At 71.3% G+C, this 17,454-nt stretch carries 16 protein-coding genes; 14 read left to right on the forward strand and 2 right to left on the reverse strand.

Going from position 1 to position 17,454, the window contains the following annotated elements; translation table 11 throughout:
• Positions 1 to 61 precede the first annotated feature (61 nt).
• From ABD998_RS15275 to ABD998_RS15340, 14 genes are all read left to right on the forward strand, one after another.
• Entirely contained in the window at positions 62 to 1,540 is a 1,479-nt protein-coding gene (locus tag ABD998_RS15275) for a C-glycoside deglycosidase beta subunit domain-containing protein (protein WP_345440999.1), read from the forward strand.
• 155 nt (positions 1,541 to 1,695) lie between these two features.
• Positions 1,696 to 2,979, forward strand: coding sequence for an ABC transporter substrate-binding protein (locus ABD998_RS15280; RefSeq protein WP_345441002.1), 1,284 nt, complete (start codon positions 1,696 to 1,698; stop codon positions 2,977 to 2,979).
• A 170-nt stretch (positions 2,980 to 3,149) separates the two neighbouring features.
• Complete coding sequence (locus ABD998_RS15285; RefSeq protein ID WP_345441005.1) at positions 3,150 to 4,436, forward strand: ABC transporter substrate-binding protein; 1,287 nt, start codon at positions 3,150 to 3,152, stop codon at positions 4,434 to 4,436.
• Between the two features lie 32 nt (positions 4,437 to 4,468).
• Positions 4,469 to 5,446, forward strand: coding sequence for a carbohydrate ABC transporter permease (locus ABD998_RS15290; protein ID WP_345441009.1), 978 nt, complete (start codon positions 4,469 to 4,471; stop codon positions 5,444 to 5,446).
• 1 nt (position 5,447) lies between these two features.
• The gene (locus ABD998_RS15295) at positions 5,448 to 6,284 is read left to right on the forward strand and encodes a carbohydrate ABC transporter permease (protein ID WP_345441012.1); all 837 of its coding nucleotides are present in this window, start codon (positions 5,448 to 5,450) and stop codon (positions 6,282 to 6,284) included.
• Positions 6,281 to 7,801, forward strand: coding sequence for a family 43 glycosylhydrolase (locus tag ABD998_RS15300; RefSeq protein WP_345441014.1), 1,521 nt, complete (start codon positions 6,281 to 6,283; stop codon positions 7,799 to 7,801). Before ABD998_RS15295 ends, ABD998_RS15300 begins: the two co-directional genes overlap by 4 nt.
• The gene (locus ABD998_RS15305; protein WP_345441016.1) at positions 7,798 to 8,169 is read left to right on the forward strand and encodes a nuclear transport factor 2 family protein; all 372 of its coding nucleotides are present in this window, start codon (positions 7,798 to 7,800) and stop codon (positions 8,167 to 8,169) included. The genes ABD998_RS15300 and ABD998_RS15305 overlap by 4 nt, the downstream gene beginning before the upstream one ends.
• 14 nt (positions 8,170 to 8,183) lie before the next feature.
• Positions 8,184 to 8,978, forward strand: a complete 795-nt coding sequence (locus tag ABD998_RS15310) for a TIM barrel protein (protein WP_345441019.1) — start codon at positions 8,184 to 8,186, stop codon at positions 8,976 to 8,978.
• A gap of 124 nt (positions 8,979 to 9,102) precedes the next feature.
• On the forward strand, positions 9,103 to 10,641 hold the full coding sequence (locus ABD998_RS15315; protein ID WP_345441022.1) for a GMC oxidoreductase: 1,539 nt from the start codon (positions 9,103 to 9,105) through the stop codon (positions 10,639 to 10,641).
• Positions 10,638 to 11,036, forward strand: a complete 399-nt coding sequence (locus tag ABD998_RS15320) for a C-glycoside deglycosidase beta subunit domain-containing protein (RefSeq protein ID WP_345441025.1) — start codon at positions 10,638 to 10,640, stop codon at positions 11,034 to 11,036. Before ABD998_RS15315 ends, ABD998_RS15320 begins: the two co-directional genes overlap by 4 nt.
• Positions 11,033 to 12,133: a sugar phosphate isomerase/epimerase family protein gene (locus ABD998_RS15325; protein WP_345441028.1), complete on the forward strand. Its 1,101-nt coding sequence runs from the start codon at positions 11,033 to 11,035 to the stop codon at positions 12,131 to 12,133. Before ABD998_RS15320 ends, ABD998_RS15325 begins: the two co-directional genes overlap by 4 nt.
• A complete protein-coding gene (locus ABD998_RS15330; protein ID WP_345441031.1) occupies positions 12,130 to 13,158 on the forward strand; it encodes a sugar phosphate isomerase/epimerase family protein in 1,029 nt (342 codons plus the stop codon). The genes ABD998_RS15325 and ABD998_RS15330 overlap by 4 nt, the downstream gene beginning before the upstream one ends.
• A gap of 11 nt (positions 13,159 to 13,169) precedes the next feature.
• Positions 13,170 to 13,586, forward strand: a complete 417-nt coding sequence (locus ABD998_RS15335; protein WP_345441034.1) for a C-glycoside deglycosidase beta subunit domain-containing protein — start codon at positions 13,170 to 13,172, stop codon at positions 13,584 to 13,586.
• 52 nt (positions 13,587 to 13,638) lie between these two features.
• On the forward strand, positions 13,639 to 14,640 hold the full coding sequence (locus ABD998_RS15340; protein WP_345441037.1) for a sugar phosphate isomerase/epimerase family protein: 1,002 nt from the start codon (positions 13,639 to 13,641) through the stop codon (positions 14,638 to 14,640).
• Positions 14,641 to 14,680: 40 nt separating this feature from the next.
• Here the strand turns inward: ABD998_RS15340 and ABD998_RS15345 are convergent, their stop codons facing one another.
• Both ABD998_RS15345 and ABD998_RS15350 read right to left on the reverse strand, forming a co-directional pair.
• Positions 14,681 to 16,096, reverse strand: a complete 1,416-nt coding sequence (locus ABD998_RS15345; RefSeq protein WP_345441039.1) for a hypothetical protein — start codon at positions 16,094 to 16,096, stop codon at positions 14,681 to 14,683.
• A gap of 80 nt (positions 16,097 to 16,176) precedes the next feature.
• On the reverse strand, positions 16,177 to 17,442 hold the full coding sequence (locus ABD998_RS15350) for an ROK family protein (protein WP_345441041.1): 1,266 nt from the start codon (positions 17,440 to 17,442) through the stop codon (positions 16,177 to 16,179).
• Positions 17,443 to 17,454 lie beyond the last annotated feature (12 nt).

The raw sequence follows: 17,454 nt of genomic DNA on the forward strand, positions 1-17,454 counted from the left end.
GTTGAAAACAGGCGAAAGTAGGTCTAGTCTCAACATAAATCCCCCCGACGAAGGAGTCACCATGCCGAACGGCCTGCTCGACGCATCGAGCCTGCGCGTCCATCCCGAGGGCGCGGCGCTGCAGCTGACCATCCCGTGGTACCGCAGCCTGTGGCTCTCGTCGGTGACATCGCTCGCCGTCCGGATCGACGACGAGCCCGTCGAGGAGGCGGACCTCGCGTTCGAGCTCGACGGCGTGCGGTACGCCGTCGGCGACCTCCCCGCGCAGAGCGACGTGCTCTGGTATCTGCAGAGCCATCCGGTGCTCGTCGTCCGGCGCGACGAGCCCATCGCCCTCGGCGAGACGGCCGACGTCGTGATCCACGGCGAACTGCGGCTGCCGTACATGCAGATCGCGCCCGGGGCCGACGGCGGGCCCGGCGTCTACGTCCCGAACGTCGTGCACCAGGAGCTCCGCCTCACAGCGACCGACCACGACGCGGCACCCGTCGGGCTCGAGACGGCCGTGCCGCCCGCCCCCGTCGACGACGAGCGCGATCCGTTCCGGCTCGGACTCACGCTCTACTCCGCGAGCGCCGAGTTCCGCGCCGGCTGGTACGACTTCGACGGCCTGCTCGACCGCGTCGCGGAGCTGGGCATCGGCCCCGGCATCGAGATCGTCGCCTCGCAGATGCTCCCGACCTATCCGCGCGTCTCCGGCGACTTCGAGCGCACCTGGCGAGCCGCCTTCGACCGGCACGGCTTCGCCGCGAGCTCGTTCGGAGCGAACCTCGACATGGGGCGCAGGCGCGATCGCGACATGACGCCCGACGAGGAGTTCGAGGTGAGCGAGCTGCTCTTCCAGGGCGCGAAGCGGCTCGGGTTCCCGCTCGTGCGCATCCAGTCGGCCAAGCCCGACCTGCTGCGACGGCTGCTGCCCGTCGCCGAGCAGCTCGATCTCAAGCTCGCGTACGAGATCCACGCGCCCTCGGGGCCGAACGCGCCCGAGGTGCTGCGCATCCGCGAGCTGTACGCCGAGCTCGACTCGCCGCTGCTCGGCTTCGTCGCCGACTTCTCGGCGACGATGCACGCGATGTCGCCGACGCTGCTGAGGGCCGTCAGCCGGGCGGGTCTCGACGACGAGGCGGTCGCACGCCTGCAGGAGATCTGGGCGACGGACGAGCCGATGCGCGCACGCCAGGAGGAGTTCATCGCGTACCTGCGAGGCAGGGGCTTCGACCCGGGCCGGCTGGGGGCGTTCGCGCACCTCGCCTTCAACATGCACGGCCACGTCGACCCGCGCGAGTGGGCCGACATCATGCCGCAGATCCTGCACGTGCACGCCAAGTTCTACGACATCGACGACACGGGTCAGGAGCCCGCGATCGACTACCCCGAGCTCGTGCGCGTCTTCGTCGAGGGCGGGTACCGCGGCTACTGGTCGAGCGAGTGGGAGGGCCACGCCTTCGCCGAGCTCGGCGAGGTCGACCCGCTCGCGCTCGTGCGCCGCCAGCACGACCTCATCCGCGCGAGCATGCGCCGGGCGGTGCAGCCCGCCTGACAGCGGTGCGGGTGCCGCGCACTTCCATGGCGCTGATGCGCGGCATCCGGAACCCTTATGTGTCTTTCCGGCGGAACGAGGGCATGCTTCTCCACGGGAGCACCCGCGCTCCCGTACCCGCGCAGTTCCGACGATGACGTCAGAAAGGCAACACCATGACACAGCGCACCCTGCGGCCCCTCGCCGCCCTCGCCATCCCCGCCGTGGGCCTGCTGGCCCTGTCCGCCTGCGCGGGCGCCGCCGAGGCAGACGGGGAGGGAGGAGACGAGCCGGTCGAGTTCAGCTTCACCTTCGCGACGTCGAACAGCCTCGAGAGCCCCTATCAGACGCTCGCAGAGGAGTACATGGCGGCGCACGAGGGCGTCACCATCACGGCGAACGCGGTGCCCAACGACTCCTACGACGAGACCGTGCGCACGCAGCTGCAGGCGGGCAACGCCTCCGACGTCATCCAGACCACCCCGGGCTCCGGCGCCCCGCGCGGCGTCATCCCCCTCGCCGAGGCCGGCTTCCTCGAGCCGCTCGGAGACACCGCGGCATCCCTCGTGCCCGAAGGGGCCGACGCGCTGTTCGCGATCGACGGCGAGGTCTACGGCCAGGCGCTCGACTTCACCCTGTCGACGCTCGTGGTCAACACGACAGCCGCGGCGGGCGTCGGCATCGACGAGTTCCCGACGACGACCGACGATCTGCTCGCGGCCTGCGCGACGGCTGCAGATGCGGGCGCATCCCTCGTTGTGCTCGCCGGTGCGGCCGCGCCCAACACGGGGATGGCGGCGCAGGCCATCTCGGCGACGCGCGTGTACGCGGATGACCCGGAGTGGAACGCCAAGCGCGCGGCGGGCGAGGTGACCTTCTCCGACACGCAGGGCTGGCACGACACCCTGCAGACGATCGTCGACATGGACGAGGCCGGCTGCTTCCAGGGCGGCGCGGAGGGCGCCGGCTTCGACGCCATCACCAACGGGCTCGGCCAGGGGACGTCGCTCGGCGCCTTCATCCCCTCGGGCTCGGCGGTCGAGATCGGCGCGGCTGCGCCCGACGTCGACTGGGCGATCGAGCCGTTCCCGGCGGCGGACGGCGGCGAGCCGTACCTGATCGCGAGCTCGAACTACACGATCTCGATCAACGCGGCGTCCGAGCACAAGGATGCGGCGGCGGACTTCCTCGAGTGGCTCGCGGAGCCCGCGCAGTCCGAGCGGTACTCGGAGCTCTCGGGCGAGCTGCCCGTCGCCGGCATCGAGGGCCTCGACCTCGCCGGGACCATGTACGAGCCGGTGGCGGAGCTGCTGCAGTCCGGCCAGTACGCCGGGCTCCCCAACGCCTTCTGGAAGGGCGAGGTCTACGACAAGCTCGCGACGGGCGTGCAGGGCCTGCTGACGGGGCAGAAGTCGATCGACGACGTGCTCGCCGACATGGACGCCGCCTGGGGCGAGTGACGCTCCCCGGCCGAGGGGCGAGGGCGGCTCCCGGGCTGCCCTCGCCCCTTATGTCGGTTATCGAAATTACTTATGTGTGTTTTCTACCTAGGTCCGTCATGCTGGGGTCAGCCCCGCACCTGGGCGGAGCTCCTGCACCGCGTGACGACGACGTCAGAAGGGCACAGATCATGACACAGCACCGCCGCCTCATCCGGAGGGGCGCCTTCACAGGGGCCGTCGCCATCGGCGCGATCGTCCTCGCCGGCTGCTCTGGCACGACCGACGACGCCGACGGCTCCTCGAGCTTCTCCCTCGGTTTCCCCGTCTCGAACGAGGAGGAGACCGCGTACGAGATCCTCGCCACCCAGTACATGGACGAGCACCCGGACGTCGAGATCACGATCAACCGGATGCCGGGGGAGAGCTACAACACGAACATCCGCACGCAGCTGCAGGGCGGCAACGCTCCCGACGTGTTCCTCTCCGCGCCGGGGAACGGCCAGGCGATCAGCATCCTCCCGCTGGGCGAGGCCGGGCTGGTCGAGCCCCTCGGCGACACGGCAGCCGGCCTCATCCCCGAGGGCTCCGAGCATCAGTTCGAGGTGGACGGCACCGTCTATGGCCAGCCCCTCAACATCGCCGCGGCCGGCGTCGTGTTCAACCAGACCGCCGCCGAGGCGGCGGGCATCACGGAGTACCCCTCCGACTGGCAGGGCGTGCTCGCCGCCTGCGAGACGGTCGCCGCGACGGGCGGATCGTTCTTCGTGGTCGCGGGCGCGGTCGGCGCGAACGCCGGCATGATGGCGCAGGCCATCGCCGCCACGCGCGTGTACGCCGACACACCCGACTGGAACACACAGCGCGCGGACGGCGACGTCACCTTCGCCGACTCCGAGGGGTGGGCAGACACCCTGCAGGCCGTCGTCGACATGAACGACGCCGGCTGCTTCCAGGGCGGTGTCGAGGGCGCCGGGTTCGACGCCATCACGAACGGCCTCGTGCAGGGCACCTCGACGGCGATGTTCGGCCCCAGCGGGACGACGCGCGACCTCACGCAGGCCGCCGACGGCGCGGCGACCTTCCTCGCCGAGACCTTCCCGCCGGTGGACGCGGCCGATGGCGTCTTCGGCTTCGCGAGCTCGACCTACTCCTACTCGATCGCGGCCTCGTCGGAGAACAAGGAGGCCGCGCACGCCTTCCTCGACTGGATGGCCGAGCCAGAGCAGGCGGAGAGGATCGCCGAGGAGTCCGGCACGCTCCCGATCACGGGCTACGCCGACATGGACTTCACCGGCACGGCGTTCGAGCCGCTCGCCGACATGCTCGCGAACGGCGACTTCGTACCGCTGCCGAACTCGGACTGGGCGAACTCGGCCGTGTACGACGCGCTCGGCGCAGGAGTGCAGGGGCTGTTCACCGGTCAGAAGAGCGTCGACCAGGTGCTGGCCGACCTCGACAGCGCCTGGGGCGAGTGACCCACGGGCGAGACCGAGGCACAGGAGACGAGATGACTGCGATGATGCAGCCGCAGACTCGAGGCGAGTCGGCCACGGAGGCCGTCGTCGTCCCCCGACGCGGCGGACGGAGGAACGGCTTCCGGGCCCAGGCGCGCCCGCGCCGGAAGGGGCTGCTGACGTTCGGCCACTGGTGGTGGGCCCTGCCGGGGATCGTCCTCGTGCTCGGCATCCACTACGCCGCGACGATCGCGGGAGGCTTCTTCGCCTTCACCGACTGGACGGGCATCGGCGCGTTCGAGTTCATCGGCATCGACAACTTCACCCGCATCTTCGCGGACCCGTCGAAGATGCTCGCGCTGGGGAACACCCTCTTCCTCGCGTTCGGGTCGGTCATCCTCACCAACGTCATCGGCCTCGGTCTCGCCGTCGCCCTCAACCGGCTCCTCAAGACGCGCTACATCCTCCGCACGCTCTTCTTCATGCCGGTCGTCCTCAGCCCGCTCGCCGTGGCCTACGTGTGGAAGTTCATCTTCGACTACAACGGCCCGCTCAACGCGGTGCTCACGGCGGTCGGCCTCGGCGACCTCGCCCGCGCGTGGGTGGGCGACCCGACGTTCGCGATCTGGACCATCCTCATCGTCATCGTCTGGCAGCAGACGGGCTTCTCGATGGTCATCTACGCGGCCGGGCTCGCCGGCGTGCCCGTCGAGATCGAGGAGGCGGCGACGATCGACGGCACCACGCTGTGGCAGCGGTTCCGGCACGTCACGCTCCCGGCCATCCGCCCCGCCGTCGCGATCGCGACGACCCTCGGCCTCGTGAACGGGCTGCGGATCTTCGACCAGATCATGGCGCTCACGGGCGGCGGGCCCGCCGGCGCCACCGAGACCCTCGCGACCGAGGTCTACAAGCAGGCGTTCTCGCTCGGCCAGTTCGGCTACGGCGCCGCGCTCGCGCTCGTGCTCACGGCGATCATCCTCGTCTTCGCGATCATCCAGCAGCGCGTGACGCAGGAGAAGGAGGACTGACATGTTCCGCTACACGAAGCTCACCGCTGTGCGCGAGGTGCTCATCTGGGTGCTCGCCCTCGTCTTCCTGCTGCCGTTCTTCTTCCTGGTGTCGACCGCGCTCAAGACCGACGATGAGGTCTTCCAGTCGTCGCCGCTCGCGCTGCCCGCGACGCCGCAGCTCGGCAACTTCGCCGACCTCTTCACGGCACAGGGGCAGAGCAACATCGTGCTCGGGCTCGTGAACTCCGTCATCCTCACGCTCGGCGCCATCCTCGGCCTCGTCCTCCTCGGCTCGCTCACCGGCTACGTCATCATGCGCTCGACGCAGCGGTGGACGAAGGGCGCCTACTACCTCTTCCTCATCGCGATCGTCCTGCCCGCGCAGCTCGGCACCGTGCCGCTCTACATCGGAGCGCGCGCGATCGGCCTGACGGGGACGCTCTGGGGCATGATCATCCTCTACACGGGCATGATGCTGCCGCTCGCGATCTTCCTCTACGCGGGGTTCTTCCGCGGTCTCGGCACGGAGTACGAGGAGGCCGCGGCGATCGACGGCGCGACGAAGACGCAGATCTTCTTCCGCATCGTGCTGCCGCTCATGGCGCCCGCGACGGGCACCGTCGCCATCCTGACGGGGCTCATCGTCTGGAACGACTTCATGACGGCGCTCATCTTCCTGGGCGGCTCGGATGCGCAGACCCTGCCGGTGGCGATGTACTACTTCATCGGGTCGCTCGTCTCCCAGTGGAACAAGATCTTCGCGATCGTGCTCGTCTCGATGATCCCGATCCTCACCTTCTACCTCATCGCGCAGAAGAAGTTCATCCAGGGCTTCGCGGGCGGTCTGAAGGGATGACCGCGCTCTCCCCGCGGACGCCCGCCGACCTCGGCGACGGGACGTTCGCGAACCCCGTCCTGCCCGGAGACCGTCCGGATCCCTCCGTGCTGCGTGTCGGCGACGAGTACTTCCTCACCTCCTCGTCGTTCGACGCGGCGCCGGGGCTGCAGATCTGGCGCTCGCCCGACCTCGTGAACTGGACCTTCGCGACGAACGCGCTCGAGCATCCGCTCAGCACGGTGTTCGCCCCCGACCTCGTCGAGCACGACGGCCGGTACTTCCTCTACATCCCGTTCATCCCGAGCGCGTGGGGCGACGACCGCATCGATGTGCCGCAGATCTGGGTCGCGACCGCCGACCATCCGGCCGGGCCATGGAGCGAGCCCGTCTTCACGGGGATCTCCGGAGCCATCGATCCGGGGCACGTCGTCGGCGACGACGGCGAGCGCCACCTCTTCGTCAACGGCATCCGCCGCTGCCGGCTCTCGGCCGACGGGCTGACGGCCGTGACGCCGCTCGAGCAGGCCTACGACGGATGGCGCTACCCCGACGAGTGGGTCACCGAGGCGTACGCGCTCGAGGGCCCGACCCTCTTCCGCCGCGACGGATGGATCTACCTCGTCAGCGCCGTCGGCGGCACGGGCGGCCCGGCGACAGGGCACATGGTCATCGTCGCGCGGTCGCGGTCGGTCGACGGCCCGTGGCAGAACGCTCCCGACAACCCCGTCGCGCGCACGCGGTCGGCCGGCGAAGCCTGGTGGTCGCGCGGCCATGCGACGATCCTCGAGGGGCACGACGGCCGGTGGTGGATGGTCTCGCACGGCTACGCGAACCGCTTCCGCACCCTGGGCCGGCAGACGCTGCTCGAGCCGATCGAGTGGACGGCGGACGGATGGCCCGTCGCGCCCGCCCGCGACCTGGGCGCGCCGCTCGCGAAGCCCGCCGGAGCGGGCGCGCCGACGGCGGTGCCTGCGCCATCCGACGACTTCGTCGCGCCGGCATGGGGCGAGCGCTGGGTCTTCGACGACCCCGCACGCGACGAGCGCGACCGTGCGCGCTTCGACGGCGGCGCGCTCGTCCTGGCAGGCAAGGGCGACGGTCCCGCCGATGCGTCGCCGCTCACGACCTGGTCGATGGACCGCGCCTACGAGGTCGAGGTCGAGCTCGAGGTGACGGGAGGGGCGCAGGGCGGCCTGCTGCTGTGGTTCAACAACCGTCTGTTCTTCGGGCTGGGGTGGGACGGCGAGGCGCTCGCCGGGTACGCGGGCGGCATCCGCACGCACCACCGCGAGCCCGCCGAGCCGGGCGACGCCATCCAGCTGCGGTTGCGGAACGATGCCCACATCGTCACGGGCTGGTTCCGCCGGCCGGGCGACGAGTGGACCCGGTACGGCGTGCGGTACGACACCGAGGGCGCGCACTCGGCCACCGTCATGGACCTCAAGAGCCTGCGACCCGCGCTGTTCTCCGCCGGGAGCGGCGAGATCGCGTTCCGGTCGTTCCGATACCGGGTCGTGGGGGAGGAGACGCGATGACCGGCAACCGCCCCGCGTTCGCCCGATTCTGCGAGCTGTTCTACACGCGCAAGCGGGTCGCCGAGGCCTTCGCGTTCCTCGTCTCCGACGACTACCGCCAGCACAACCCGACGATCGCCGACGGGCCGGCGGCGGCGGTCGCCGCCCTCACCCCGAAGTTCGACGGCTCGCCCGGTGCCCGCTTCGAGATCCAGCGGATCATCGTCGACGGCGACCTCGCGATGGTGCATGTGAAGGCCTCCCGACCCGGCGCTCCGGACGCCGCCGTCGCGGACATCTACCGATTCGAGGACGGCCGGATCGTCGAGCACTGGGACGTGCTGCAGCCCGTTCCCGTGCATGCCGTCCACGACCATCCGATGTTCTGACGAGAGGAGCGCCGATGTACCGGCTCTCACCCAATATCGAACTGCTGTTCACCGAGGCGGGAGACTACGCCGCGCGTGTGCGCGCCGCCGCAGCGGCCGGCTTCGACGCCGTGGAGATGTGGGGCCCGACGGGCGTCGACGCCCCGGCCCGACCCAAGGACCTCCCGGCGCTCAAGGCGGCGCTGGAGGAGACGGGCACGCAGCTGACGGCGCAGCTCGCCGAGCCGCGCACGCAGTTCATGATCCCGCCGTGGGATCACTCGGAGTTCTTCCGCAAGCTCGACGAGGGCGTCGGCATCGCGAACGAGCTCGGCTGCCCGCGCATCGTCGTCGGCAGCGGCACGGGCTTCGGCGGCTGGAAGCGGCAGGTCCAGCTCGACAAGCTCGTCGAGATCTATCGGAAGGCCGTCGCGCAGATCGACGGCTCGGGCGTGGGGCTCGTGCTCGAGCCCGTCAACGTGCGCGTCGACCACCCGGGGGCGCTGCTCGATCGCACGGCCGAGGCCGTGCACGTCGCGCGCGACGTCGACTCGCCCGCGTTCGGCGTGCTGTACGACATCTACCACTCCGCCGTCGAGGGCGAGGACATGGCGGCCGAGCTCGCGAACGCAGGCGACCTCGTGCACTACGTGCAGCTCGCCGACGCCCCCGGCCGCGGTGAGCCGGGAACGGGAGAGCTCGACTGGCCCGAGCGCCTCGGCATCCTCCGAGCCGCGGGCTACGCCGGCCCGATCGGCCTCGAGTACTACCCGAGGACGGAGTCCGCCGCGTCGGTGCGGCGCATCGTCGACTGGGCGGCCCGCGCATGAGCATCTCCCCCTCCTCCCTCGTCCAACGGATATCCGCTTGCCGAGAGCACACCGGATCTCGCGTTATCGGATGGCCTCTCGTCCAACGGATATCCGCTGGGCGAGGGTGCGAACGGGGTGCGCGATGAGCAGGTACCCCGCGGAGGTCGATGTCGTCATCGTCGGCTCGGGACCGACGGGTGCCGCCTACGCGCGCATCCTCTCGGAGCAGGCGCCCGGCGCGACGATCGCCATGCTCGAGGTCGGGCCGACCGTGTCGAACCCGCCCGGTGCGCATGTGAAGAACATCGTCGACGCCGACGAGCGCGCTGCCGCGCAGCGTCGCTCGCAGGGTCCGGGCGACGGCGCGCCCACCGTCAACGGGCCCGGTGCGGTCAAGGCCGGCGACCGCCGCGCGCGCCCCGGGACCTACCTCCTCCCCGACGGCTACGCGCAGGCGGGGGAGGACGGCCTGCCCGTCGCGGCGTTCTCGAGCAACGTCGGAGGGATGGGCGCGCACTGGACGGCCGCGTGCCCTCGGCCCGGCGACAGCGAGCGCATCGCGTTCCTCGACGTCGACGGGGAGCTCGACGAGCTGCTCGACGACGCCGACCGGATCCTCGGCGTGACGGTCGACGCGTTCGACGCGGCGCCGTTCGCCCCGATCGTGCGCGAGCGCCTCGCGCCGGTCGTCGACGACGGCAGGCCGGCCGGGCGCCGCGTGCAGCGCATGCCGCTCGCGGTGCACCGCCGCGACGATGGCCGCCTCGTGTGGTCGGGCTCCGACATCGTGCTCGGCGACGTCACGCGCGCGAACCCGCGGTTCGCGCTCTTCGACGAGACGCTCGTGACGCGCGTCCGGCAGACGGATGGCCGCGCTTCCGGCGTCGAGGTGCGCGACCTGCGCGACGGCACGGTGCACGAGATCGCCGCCCCGCACGTCGTCGTCGCGGCCGACGCCCTGCGCACCCCGCAGGTGCTGTGGGCGTCGGGCATCCGCCCCGCGGCGCTCGGACGCTACCTCAACGACCAGGCGCAGGTCGTGTTCGCGTCGCGGCTGCGCGGCGTCGAGGCGCCCGTGCGGGATGACGCGGCGGGAGCGCTCAACGAGACGAGCGGCGTCAGCTGGGTGCCGTTCACCGACGGGTTCCCGTTCCACGGGCAGATCATGCAGCTGGACGCCTCGCCCGTCCCCCTCGCCGACGACGACCCGGTCGTCCCCGGCTCCATCGTCGGGCTCGGGCTGTTCTGCGCGAAGGACCTGCAGGCCTCCGACCGGGTCGCGTTCGACGACGTCGAGGTCGACGGCTACGGCATGCCGGCCATGCGCATCCACTACACGCTCACGGCCGCCGACCACGCGGTGATCGAGCGGGCCAAGGACGAGATCGTGCGCCTCGGCGCCGTGGTCGGCGAGCCGCTCGACGACCGGCCGTTCGTCATGCCGCTCGGCTCGTCGCTCCACTACCAGGGCACGGTGCGCATGGGGGCGGTGGACGACGGCACGAGCGTGTGCGACCCGTTCTGCGAGGTGTGGGGCGCCCCCGGCGTCTTCGTCGCCGGCAACGGTGTCATCCCGACGTCCACGGCCTGCAACCCGACGCTGACGTCGGTCGCACTGGCCATCCGCGGCGCTCGCCGCATCATCAGCAGGATCTCCCCGGACACACAGGAGGAATCGTGATCCCCGACCGCATCATCGAACCCGGCACCCTCACGACCGACGGCGCCCGCGCCGCCGTCGAGGTGCGCATCCCGTGGTACCGCGCGCTGCCCGCCTCGTGCATCGCCGGCGCCTCGCTCACGGTCGACGGCGTCGAGGCGCCGGCCGACTCGCTGCGGTGGACCCTGAACGGCGAGGAGCGCACCTTCGCCGAGATGGTCGACGACACCGACAGCTGGTGGTTCCCGCTCGACTCGGCCGTGCTCTCGGGCGACGTGGCGGTGCCGGCCGACGGCGCCGACCACACGGTCGAGGTCGGCCTCACCCTGTACATCCCGTACATCATCATCGGCGACGACGAGACCCTCCACATCGAGGAGCGCGACGCCAAGACCATGAAGGCGGCGGCAGCATGACCTCTCTCGGCGCGCCCATCCAGGGCGTCACCCTCTACAGCTTCACGCGCGCGTTCCACGGCCGCGAGCACGATCTCGAGTCGCTCATCCGAAAGACGGCGGCGGATGGCTTCGGGCCGGGGCTCGAGATCATCGGCTTCTCGAGCTTCCGCGGCTTCCCCGACGTCGACGACCGGTTCGCCGGGTGGTTCCGCGACCTCGTCGCAGAGACGGGGCTCGTGCAGACGTCGCTCGCCATCAATGCCGACATCGGCATCCACCGCGACCGCCTCCTCACCCAGGACGAGCTGATCGAGTACATGCGCCGGCAGATCGAGGCGGCGGCGACGCTGGGCTTCCCCATCGCGCGCGTGCAGATCTCGCTCACGCCCGACTCGATGGAGGCCCTCGTGCCCGTCGCGGAGCGCTACGGCGTCACGCTCGCGCTCGAGGTGCACGCCGACCAGTACGCAAGCCACCCGCGCATCCTCGCGCTGCGCGACCGCTATGAGCAGATCGGCTCGCCGCTGCTCGGCTTCACGGCAGACTGGGGTGCCACGACCGTCGGCTTCGCGCCGTCGCTCGTCGAGGCGTACCGCCGTCGCGGTGCCTCGGAGGAGCTGCTGGCCGCGCTAGTCGACCTGTGGCAGGAGTTCCACCGCCAGGGACCGCCCGCCGACCAGGCCGAGCACGGGCAGCGCTTCGGCCGGTTCATCGCGCTGGCGGGGCAGCACGGGCAGCCGCAGTTCGGCATCGACTTCGGCATCAACGGCACGGGCCTGTTCGGTCCGGCGTCGGTGGACGACTGGCTCGAGATCATGCCGTGGATCCGCCACGTGCACGGCAAGTTCTTCGGCATCGACGAGTCGGGCGAAGAGCCCTCGGTGCCCGTGCGCGACCTCGTGCGCCTGCTCGTCGAGCAGGGCTACACAGGCGCCATCTCGAGCGAGTACGAAGGATGGCACTGGAACCACTGGCAGAGCCCGTTCGACATCATCGCGGCCGAGCAGGCCGTGCAGCGCTCGGCGGCCGAGGCCGCCGGATCGCGCATGGTGACCGATGCCGGCGAGGCGCGGCGGCAGCTCGCCGCGCACCTCGGGGCGGGGGCGCGGGCATGAGCGGGATCGCGGGCACGGGCATCCGGCTCGGCACGACGCTGTACTCGCTCACGAGCGAGTTCGCGGCGGGGCTCTACACGCCCGAGACCCTCATCGCCGCGGTCGCGGAGCACGGCATCGGCCCCGGCGTGGAGTTCAACATCGCGCAGCTGCTGCGCACGTACCCCGACGTCGACGCCGACTTCACCCGGATGTGGTTCGACTCCCTCGAGAAGCACGGGCTCGAGGCGAGCGCCGTCGGCACCAACCTCGACATGGGGCGCAGGGCCGACCGCGACATGACGCCGGACGAGGAGCACGACTTCTTCGCCCGGCAGCTGAAGACGGCGAACACCCTCGGGTTCCGCACCATCGTCATCCGCTCGGCCGGCAGGGAGCTGCTGCGCAGCCTGCTGCCCCTCGCGGAGAAGTACGACCAGCGCCTCGGCTACGAGATCCACGCGCCGCAGGGGCCGAACGACCCGAAGGTCGTGGCCATCCGAGAGCTCTACGACGAGCTCGGCAGCGACCGGCTCGGGTTCACGGCCGACTTCTCGTCGACCATGCACTCGCTGTCGCCGACCCTGCTGCGCACGCTCGGGCAGATGGGGATGGCCGAGCGGCACTTCGCCGTCATGGACGAGATCTGGCACCGCCCCGAGCCCATGCACGTGCGCAACCAGGCGTTCGAGGACTACCTCGCGGGCGAGGGCGTCGACCACCTGCGGTTCGGCCCGTTCACGCGCCTCGCGTTCAACATGCACGGGCTCGTGCCGGCCGAGGAGTGGCTCGACATCATGCCGCGGATCTTCCACGTGCACGCGAAGTTCTATGACATCGGGGCGGATGGCGAGGAGCCGGCCATGGACATCCCGCGCATCGTGCGCCAGTTCGTGCAGGGCGGGTACACGGGCTACCTCTCGAGCGAGTGGGAGGGGCACGCGTTCAGCGACCTCGGCGAGGCAGACCCGATCGACCTCGTGACCCAGCAGCACGCGCTCATGACGCGCGCGATCGAGGAGTCCGTCGCGGCTGCGACGGCGTAGGAGGAGACGACATGGCCACGCACAACTCGCTGTTCGCCGAGAACGACGTCGTGCGCCGCGGCGACGGCATCGCCGTCTCGGTGCAGCTGCCCTGGTACCGCAGCCTCTGGCTCTCGGCGGTGTCCGACGTCGAGGCGACCGTGAACGGCGTCGCGATCGCGACGGAGGACCTGCGGTTCGAGCTGCTGGGGCGCTCGTACACGATCGCCGAGCTGCCCGAGCAGTGGGACACGCTCTGGTTCGTCGCCGACCGGCCCGACATCGTCATCCCGCTCGACGAGGCGCCCGCGCCCGGCGAGCGGGTCGAGGTCGAGGTCGTCCTGACGATGCGCCTGCTCTACATGCAGATCATGCCGGGCGTCGACGGCGGGCCCGGCCGTTACGTGACCAACCGCGTGCCCGTCGCGCGCGAGGTCGTGCTGGCGTGACGGATGGTCGCCCGGTTATGTTCGAGGTAACCACAATCTGGAGGTGCTCGCGATGACGCGACCGATCACGCTCTTCACCGGCCAGTGGGCCGACCTGCCTTTCGAGGAGGTGTGCCGCCTCGCCGGGGAGTGGGGCTACGACGGCCTCGAGATCGCCTGCTGGGGCGACCACCTCGACCCCTGGCGCTGGGATGACGACGACTACGTGCAGGGCAGGCTCGACACGCTCGCGCGGCACGGCCTGAAGGTCTGGACGATCTCCAACCACCTGAAGGGGCAGGCCGTGTGCGACGATCCGATCGATCAGCGCCACCGCGACATCCTGTCCGACGCCGTCTGGGGCGACGGCGACCCGGAGGGCGTGCGGCAGCGCGCCGCAGAGGAGCTGAAGAACACCGCGCGGCTCGCCGCCCGGCTCGGGGCGAAGACCGTGACCGGGTTCACGGGGTCGTCGATCTGGAAGTACGTCGCGATGTTCCCGCCCGCGTCGGACGAGATGATCGCGGCCGGCTACCGCGACTTCGCCGACCGCTGGAACCCCATCATCGACGTGTTCGAGGAGGTCGGCGTGCGTTTCGCGCTCGAGGTGCACCCGTCGGAGATCGCCTACGACTACTGGACGGCGAAGGCGACGCTCGAGGCGATCGGGCACCGCCCCGGCTTCGGCATCAACTTCGACCCGTCCCACTTCATGTGGCAGCAGCTCGACCCGGTGGCGTTCGTGCTCGACTTCGCCGACCATATCCTGCACGTGCACGTGAAGGAGTCGGTGACGAACCTCGACGGCCGCAACGGCGTGCTCGGATCGCACCTCCCGTGGGCGAACCCCCGCCGCGGATGGACGTTCGTCTCGACAGGCCACGGCGAGGTGCCGTGGGAGCCGCTGTTCCGCGCGCTCAACGCGATCGGCTACGACGGCCCCACGAGCGTCGAGTGGGAGGACGCCGGCATGGACCGGCTGCACGGCGCACCCGAGGCGCTTGCGTTCGTGCGGGAGCTCAACGCCATCACGCCGCCCGCGGCCGCCTTCGACGCGGCGTTCTCGACGAAGTAGCGGCGCATCCGGTCGGTGAGCGCTGCCGCTCACCGACCGGTCAGCCCAGCGCCTCCCGCGCGAGCGCGAGGTGCGCGCTCGTCGTCTCCGTCGGGTCGGCGTCGAGCCACTCGTGGCCGCCCCACTCGCTGCAGAGCGTTCCGGCGAAACCCGTGCCGCGCAGCAGGTCGCCGAGGTCGCGGATCGGCCCGCTCACGCGCCCGTCGGCGTCCTCGAGATCCCAGAACTTGAGATGGAACGCGCCCACGAGCGGCAGGACGGGCCGCAGCTCCGACGCCTCGGAGCGGCCGAAGCGCACGAGCAGGTCCATGAACATCGTGTGGACCTCGCGCGGCACGTCGCCCGCGCGCAGCGCCGCGAGCACGGCGTCGTGCGTGGCGGGGTCGCGCCATGCGCCGCCGAGGCGGGCGTGCAGGTCGGCGGGCAGCGCCGCCATCCGCTCGAGGTAGGTGACGGGCAGCGCCGGCATGAGCATGCTGATGTCGACGAGCAGCCGCACGTGCGCATCGTCGATGCGCGCGACGGCGTCGATCGCCGCCTCCTCCCGCGCGGGCGTCTGAGGGCCCTGCACCTCTTCGTAGAGCACGAGGTCGAGCTCGTGCAGCGTCGGCAGCAGGCGCCGCAGGAGCGGCTCGCCGGCTTGCCCGATCGGCAGCCGCACGCCCTCGGCACCCAGCGCGTGCGCGGCGTGCAGCTGGGGGAGCAGGAACGCGAGGCGCTCGTCGTCGCCGCGCCGGCGGGATGGCGAGAGCCAGTCGTCGAGGCTCGCGCCGACGATGCTCACCCGGCCGCCGCCATCCGCGATGCGCCAGCCGAGGTGCGCCGCCTCGTCGCCCGCGAGCGCGGGAAACGAGCGCAGCGACTGGCCGAGCTCGACCTCGATCTCGTCGGCCGTGCCGCCCGCCGCGATGCCGACCGCGATGTCGGCCGCGTCGCGCTCGGCCCGGATGACCTCGGGCGTCCAGTTGAACGCGCTCGCCGCGAGCCGCCACGCGGATGGCGCGGGTCGCGCCGCGCGCGCGGGCTCGGGCGGGCGCGGGGTCGCGGACAGGCGCACGGCCCGCGCGTCGTGCGCACCGCCATCCGGCCCCGCGACGAGCCGCCGCCGCGCCGCGAACGGCAGCACGAGCGGCGCGTCGGGGCCCGCGGGCAGGTAGGGGATGAGCAGTCGGAACGACACCGCGACGTCGTGGGCGCCGCCCGGCAGGGCGGTGTCGCCGGCGAGGGCGACGCGGTCCTGCACGAACCACCAGCCGGGGGCCGTCGCGAGGTCCGCCGCCGAGAGGTCGCGGCCGTCGAGGCGCACGCGCACCGCGACGTCGGCGCCGTCGATCGAGACGCGCACGTCGTGCAGCGAGGCGAGCGGCAGCGACCGGATCCACGGCAGCGAGAGCCGGAGGGCGAAGCTCTGGTCGCCCGTCGACAGGGCGTCGTCGGCCAGCACGGGAAGGGTCATCGGGCGCTCCTTCGCACCGCGCTCCGTCGCGCAGCTTCTCCTCAGAACATACCCAGTTATGTCTTAAAGAGGAAGAAGTGTTACGCCGCGGCAAGCACCCCCGCCGCCGTCGGCCGCCCGTCGGCGAACCAGCGGGGGAACGTCGTGTCGAACAGCTGCTCGATCGCGAGCTGCGCTCCGCCGCGGATGGGCTCGGTGATGTCGTTCGCCGACGTCACGACCTGCAGGTCGCGCGTGGCGAGAGGGATCGCCAGCTCGTAGACGCGCTGACGCACCTCGGCGAGGTACACCTCGCCCGCCGATGCGATCGCTCCGCCGATGACGATCACCGCGGGGTTGAACATGTTGACGAGCGTCGCGATCGACTCGCCCATGATCCGTGCCGAGTGCTGCACGAGCGAGATCGCGAGCGCGTCGCCGTGACTGGCGGCGATCATGATCATCTCGGGCGTGAGGGCTTCGCCCTCCGCGCGCAGGTGCGCGAGCGCTCCCGTGTCGCCCGCGGCGATCGCGCGCTCGGCGTCGCGCACGAGCGCCCATCCGCTCGCCACGGCCTCGAGGCAGCCGACCTTGCCGCAGCGGCAGACCTCCTCGGAGCCGAGGACGCGCACATGCCCGATGTCGCCCGCCGCGCCGTTCGCGCCGCGGTGCAGCCGGCCCCGCGAGAGCAGGCCCGCGCCGATGCCCGAGCCGATCTTACAGAAGACGAGATCGGCATCATGGTCGCGGCGGCGCGCGCGCTCGCTCAGGGCGAGCAGGTTGACGTCGTTGTCGACCCAGACGGGGGCGTCGAGGTGCTCCTCGAAGCGGGCCCGCACGTCGTGACCGCTCCAGCCGGGCATGATCGGCGGCGCGACGGGCCGCCCCGTCGCGAAGTCGACGGGGCCGGGGACGCCCACGACGACGGCCCAGATCGGGGTGTCCCCCGTCTGTCCGAGCAGCGTGTCGACGAGTGCCATCGCCGCGTCGAGGGTCGCCTCCGGGCCGCGCACGATGTCCCACGGCCTGTGCTCGTGCGCGAGGACGTCTCCGTCGAGGTCGGTGATGCCGACGCGGATGTGCAGCGCGCCGAGGGCGCACACGACGATGCGGGCCTGGTCGGAGCGGAAGCGCAGGTTGCGGGGAGCGCGGCCGCCCGACGACGGCCCCAGCTCGGCGTCCTCGAGGAAGCCGGCGTCGATGGCGCGGTCGACGCGCTGCGAGACGACCCCGCGGCCGAGTCCCGTGAGCCGCCCGATCTCGGGGCGCGTCGTCGCCTCACCCGTGCGCACGAGGTTCACGATGCGCAGGAGGCTCGTGACCTCGTCGGTCTGGGCGCCGAAGCGGAGGGTGGACTCGTTCGCCATCCTCGGATTCTG

Source organism: Microbacterium gilvum, from assembly GCF_039543865.1.
Classification (GTDB): Bacteria; Actinomycetota; Actinomycetes; order Actinomycetales; family Microbacteriaceae; genus Microbacterium; species Microbacterium gilvum.

What these genes read in the sequence shown, in the direction of transcription:
- ABD998_RS15290 (WP_345441009.1), top strand. Translation starts at nt 4,469, where the DNA reads ATGACTGCGATGATGCAGCCGCAGACTCGAGGCGAGTCGGCCACGGAG.
- ABD998_RS15315 (WP_345441022.1), top strand. Translation starts at nt 9,103, where the DNA reads ATGAGCAGGTACCCCGCGGAGGTCGATGTCGTCATCGTCGGCTCGGGA.
- ABD998_RS15330 (WP_345441031.1), top strand. Translation starts at nt 12,130, where the DNA reads ATGAGCGGGATCGCGGGCACGGGCATCCGGCTCGGCACGACGCTGTAC.
- ABD998_RS15305 (WP_345441016.1), top strand. Translation starts at nt 7,798, where the DNA reads ATGACCGGCAACCGCCCCGCGTTCGCCCGATTCTGCGAGCTGTTCTAC.
- ABD998_RS15275 (WP_345440999.1), top strand. Translation starts at nt 62, where the DNA reads ATGCCGAACGGCCTGCTCGACGCATCGAGCCTGCGCGTCCATCCCGAG.
- ABD998_RS15280 (WP_345441002.1), top strand. Translation starts at nt 1,696, where the DNA reads ATGACACAGCGCACCCTGCGGCCCCTCGCCGCCCTCGCCATCCCCGCC.
- ABD998_RS15340 (WP_345441037.1), top strand. Translation starts at nt 13,639, where the DNA reads ATGACGCGACCGATCACGCTCTTCACCGGCCAGTGGGCCGACCTGCCT.
- ABD998_RS15335 (WP_345441034.1), top strand. Translation starts at nt 13,170, where the DNA reads ATGGCCACGCACAACTCGCTGTTCGCCGAGAACGACGTCGTGCGCCGC.
- ABD998_RS15325 (WP_345441028.1), top strand. Translation starts at nt 11,033, where the DNA reads ATGACCTCTCTCGGCGCGCCCATCCAGGGCGTCACCCTCTACAGCTTC.
- ABD998_RS15295 (WP_345441012.1), top strand. Translation starts at nt 5,448, where the DNA reads ATGTTCCGCTACACGAAGCTCACCGCTGTGCGCGAGGTGCTCATCTGG.
- ABD998_RS15285 (WP_345441005.1), top strand. Translation starts at nt 3,150, where the DNA reads ATGACACAGCACCGCCGCCTCATCCGGAGGGGCGCCTTCACAGGGGCC.
- ABD998_RS15300 (WP_345441014.1), top strand. Translation starts at nt 6,281, where the DNA reads ATGACCGCGCTCTCCCCGCGGACGCCCGCCGACCTCGGCGACGGGACG.
- ABD998_RS15345 (WP_345441039.1), bottom strand. Translation starts at nt 16,096, where the DNA reads ATGACCCTTCCCGTGCTGGCCGACGACGCCCTGTCGACGGGCGACCAG.
- ABD998_RS15350 (WP_345441041.1), bottom strand. Translation starts at nt 17,442, where the DNA reads ATGGCGAACGAGTCCACCCTCCGCTTCGGCGCCCAGACCGACGAGGTC.
- ABD998_RS15310 (WP_345441019.1), top strand. Translation starts at nt 8,184, where the DNA reads ATGTACCGGCTCTCACCCAATATCGAACTGCTGTTCACCGAGGCGGGA.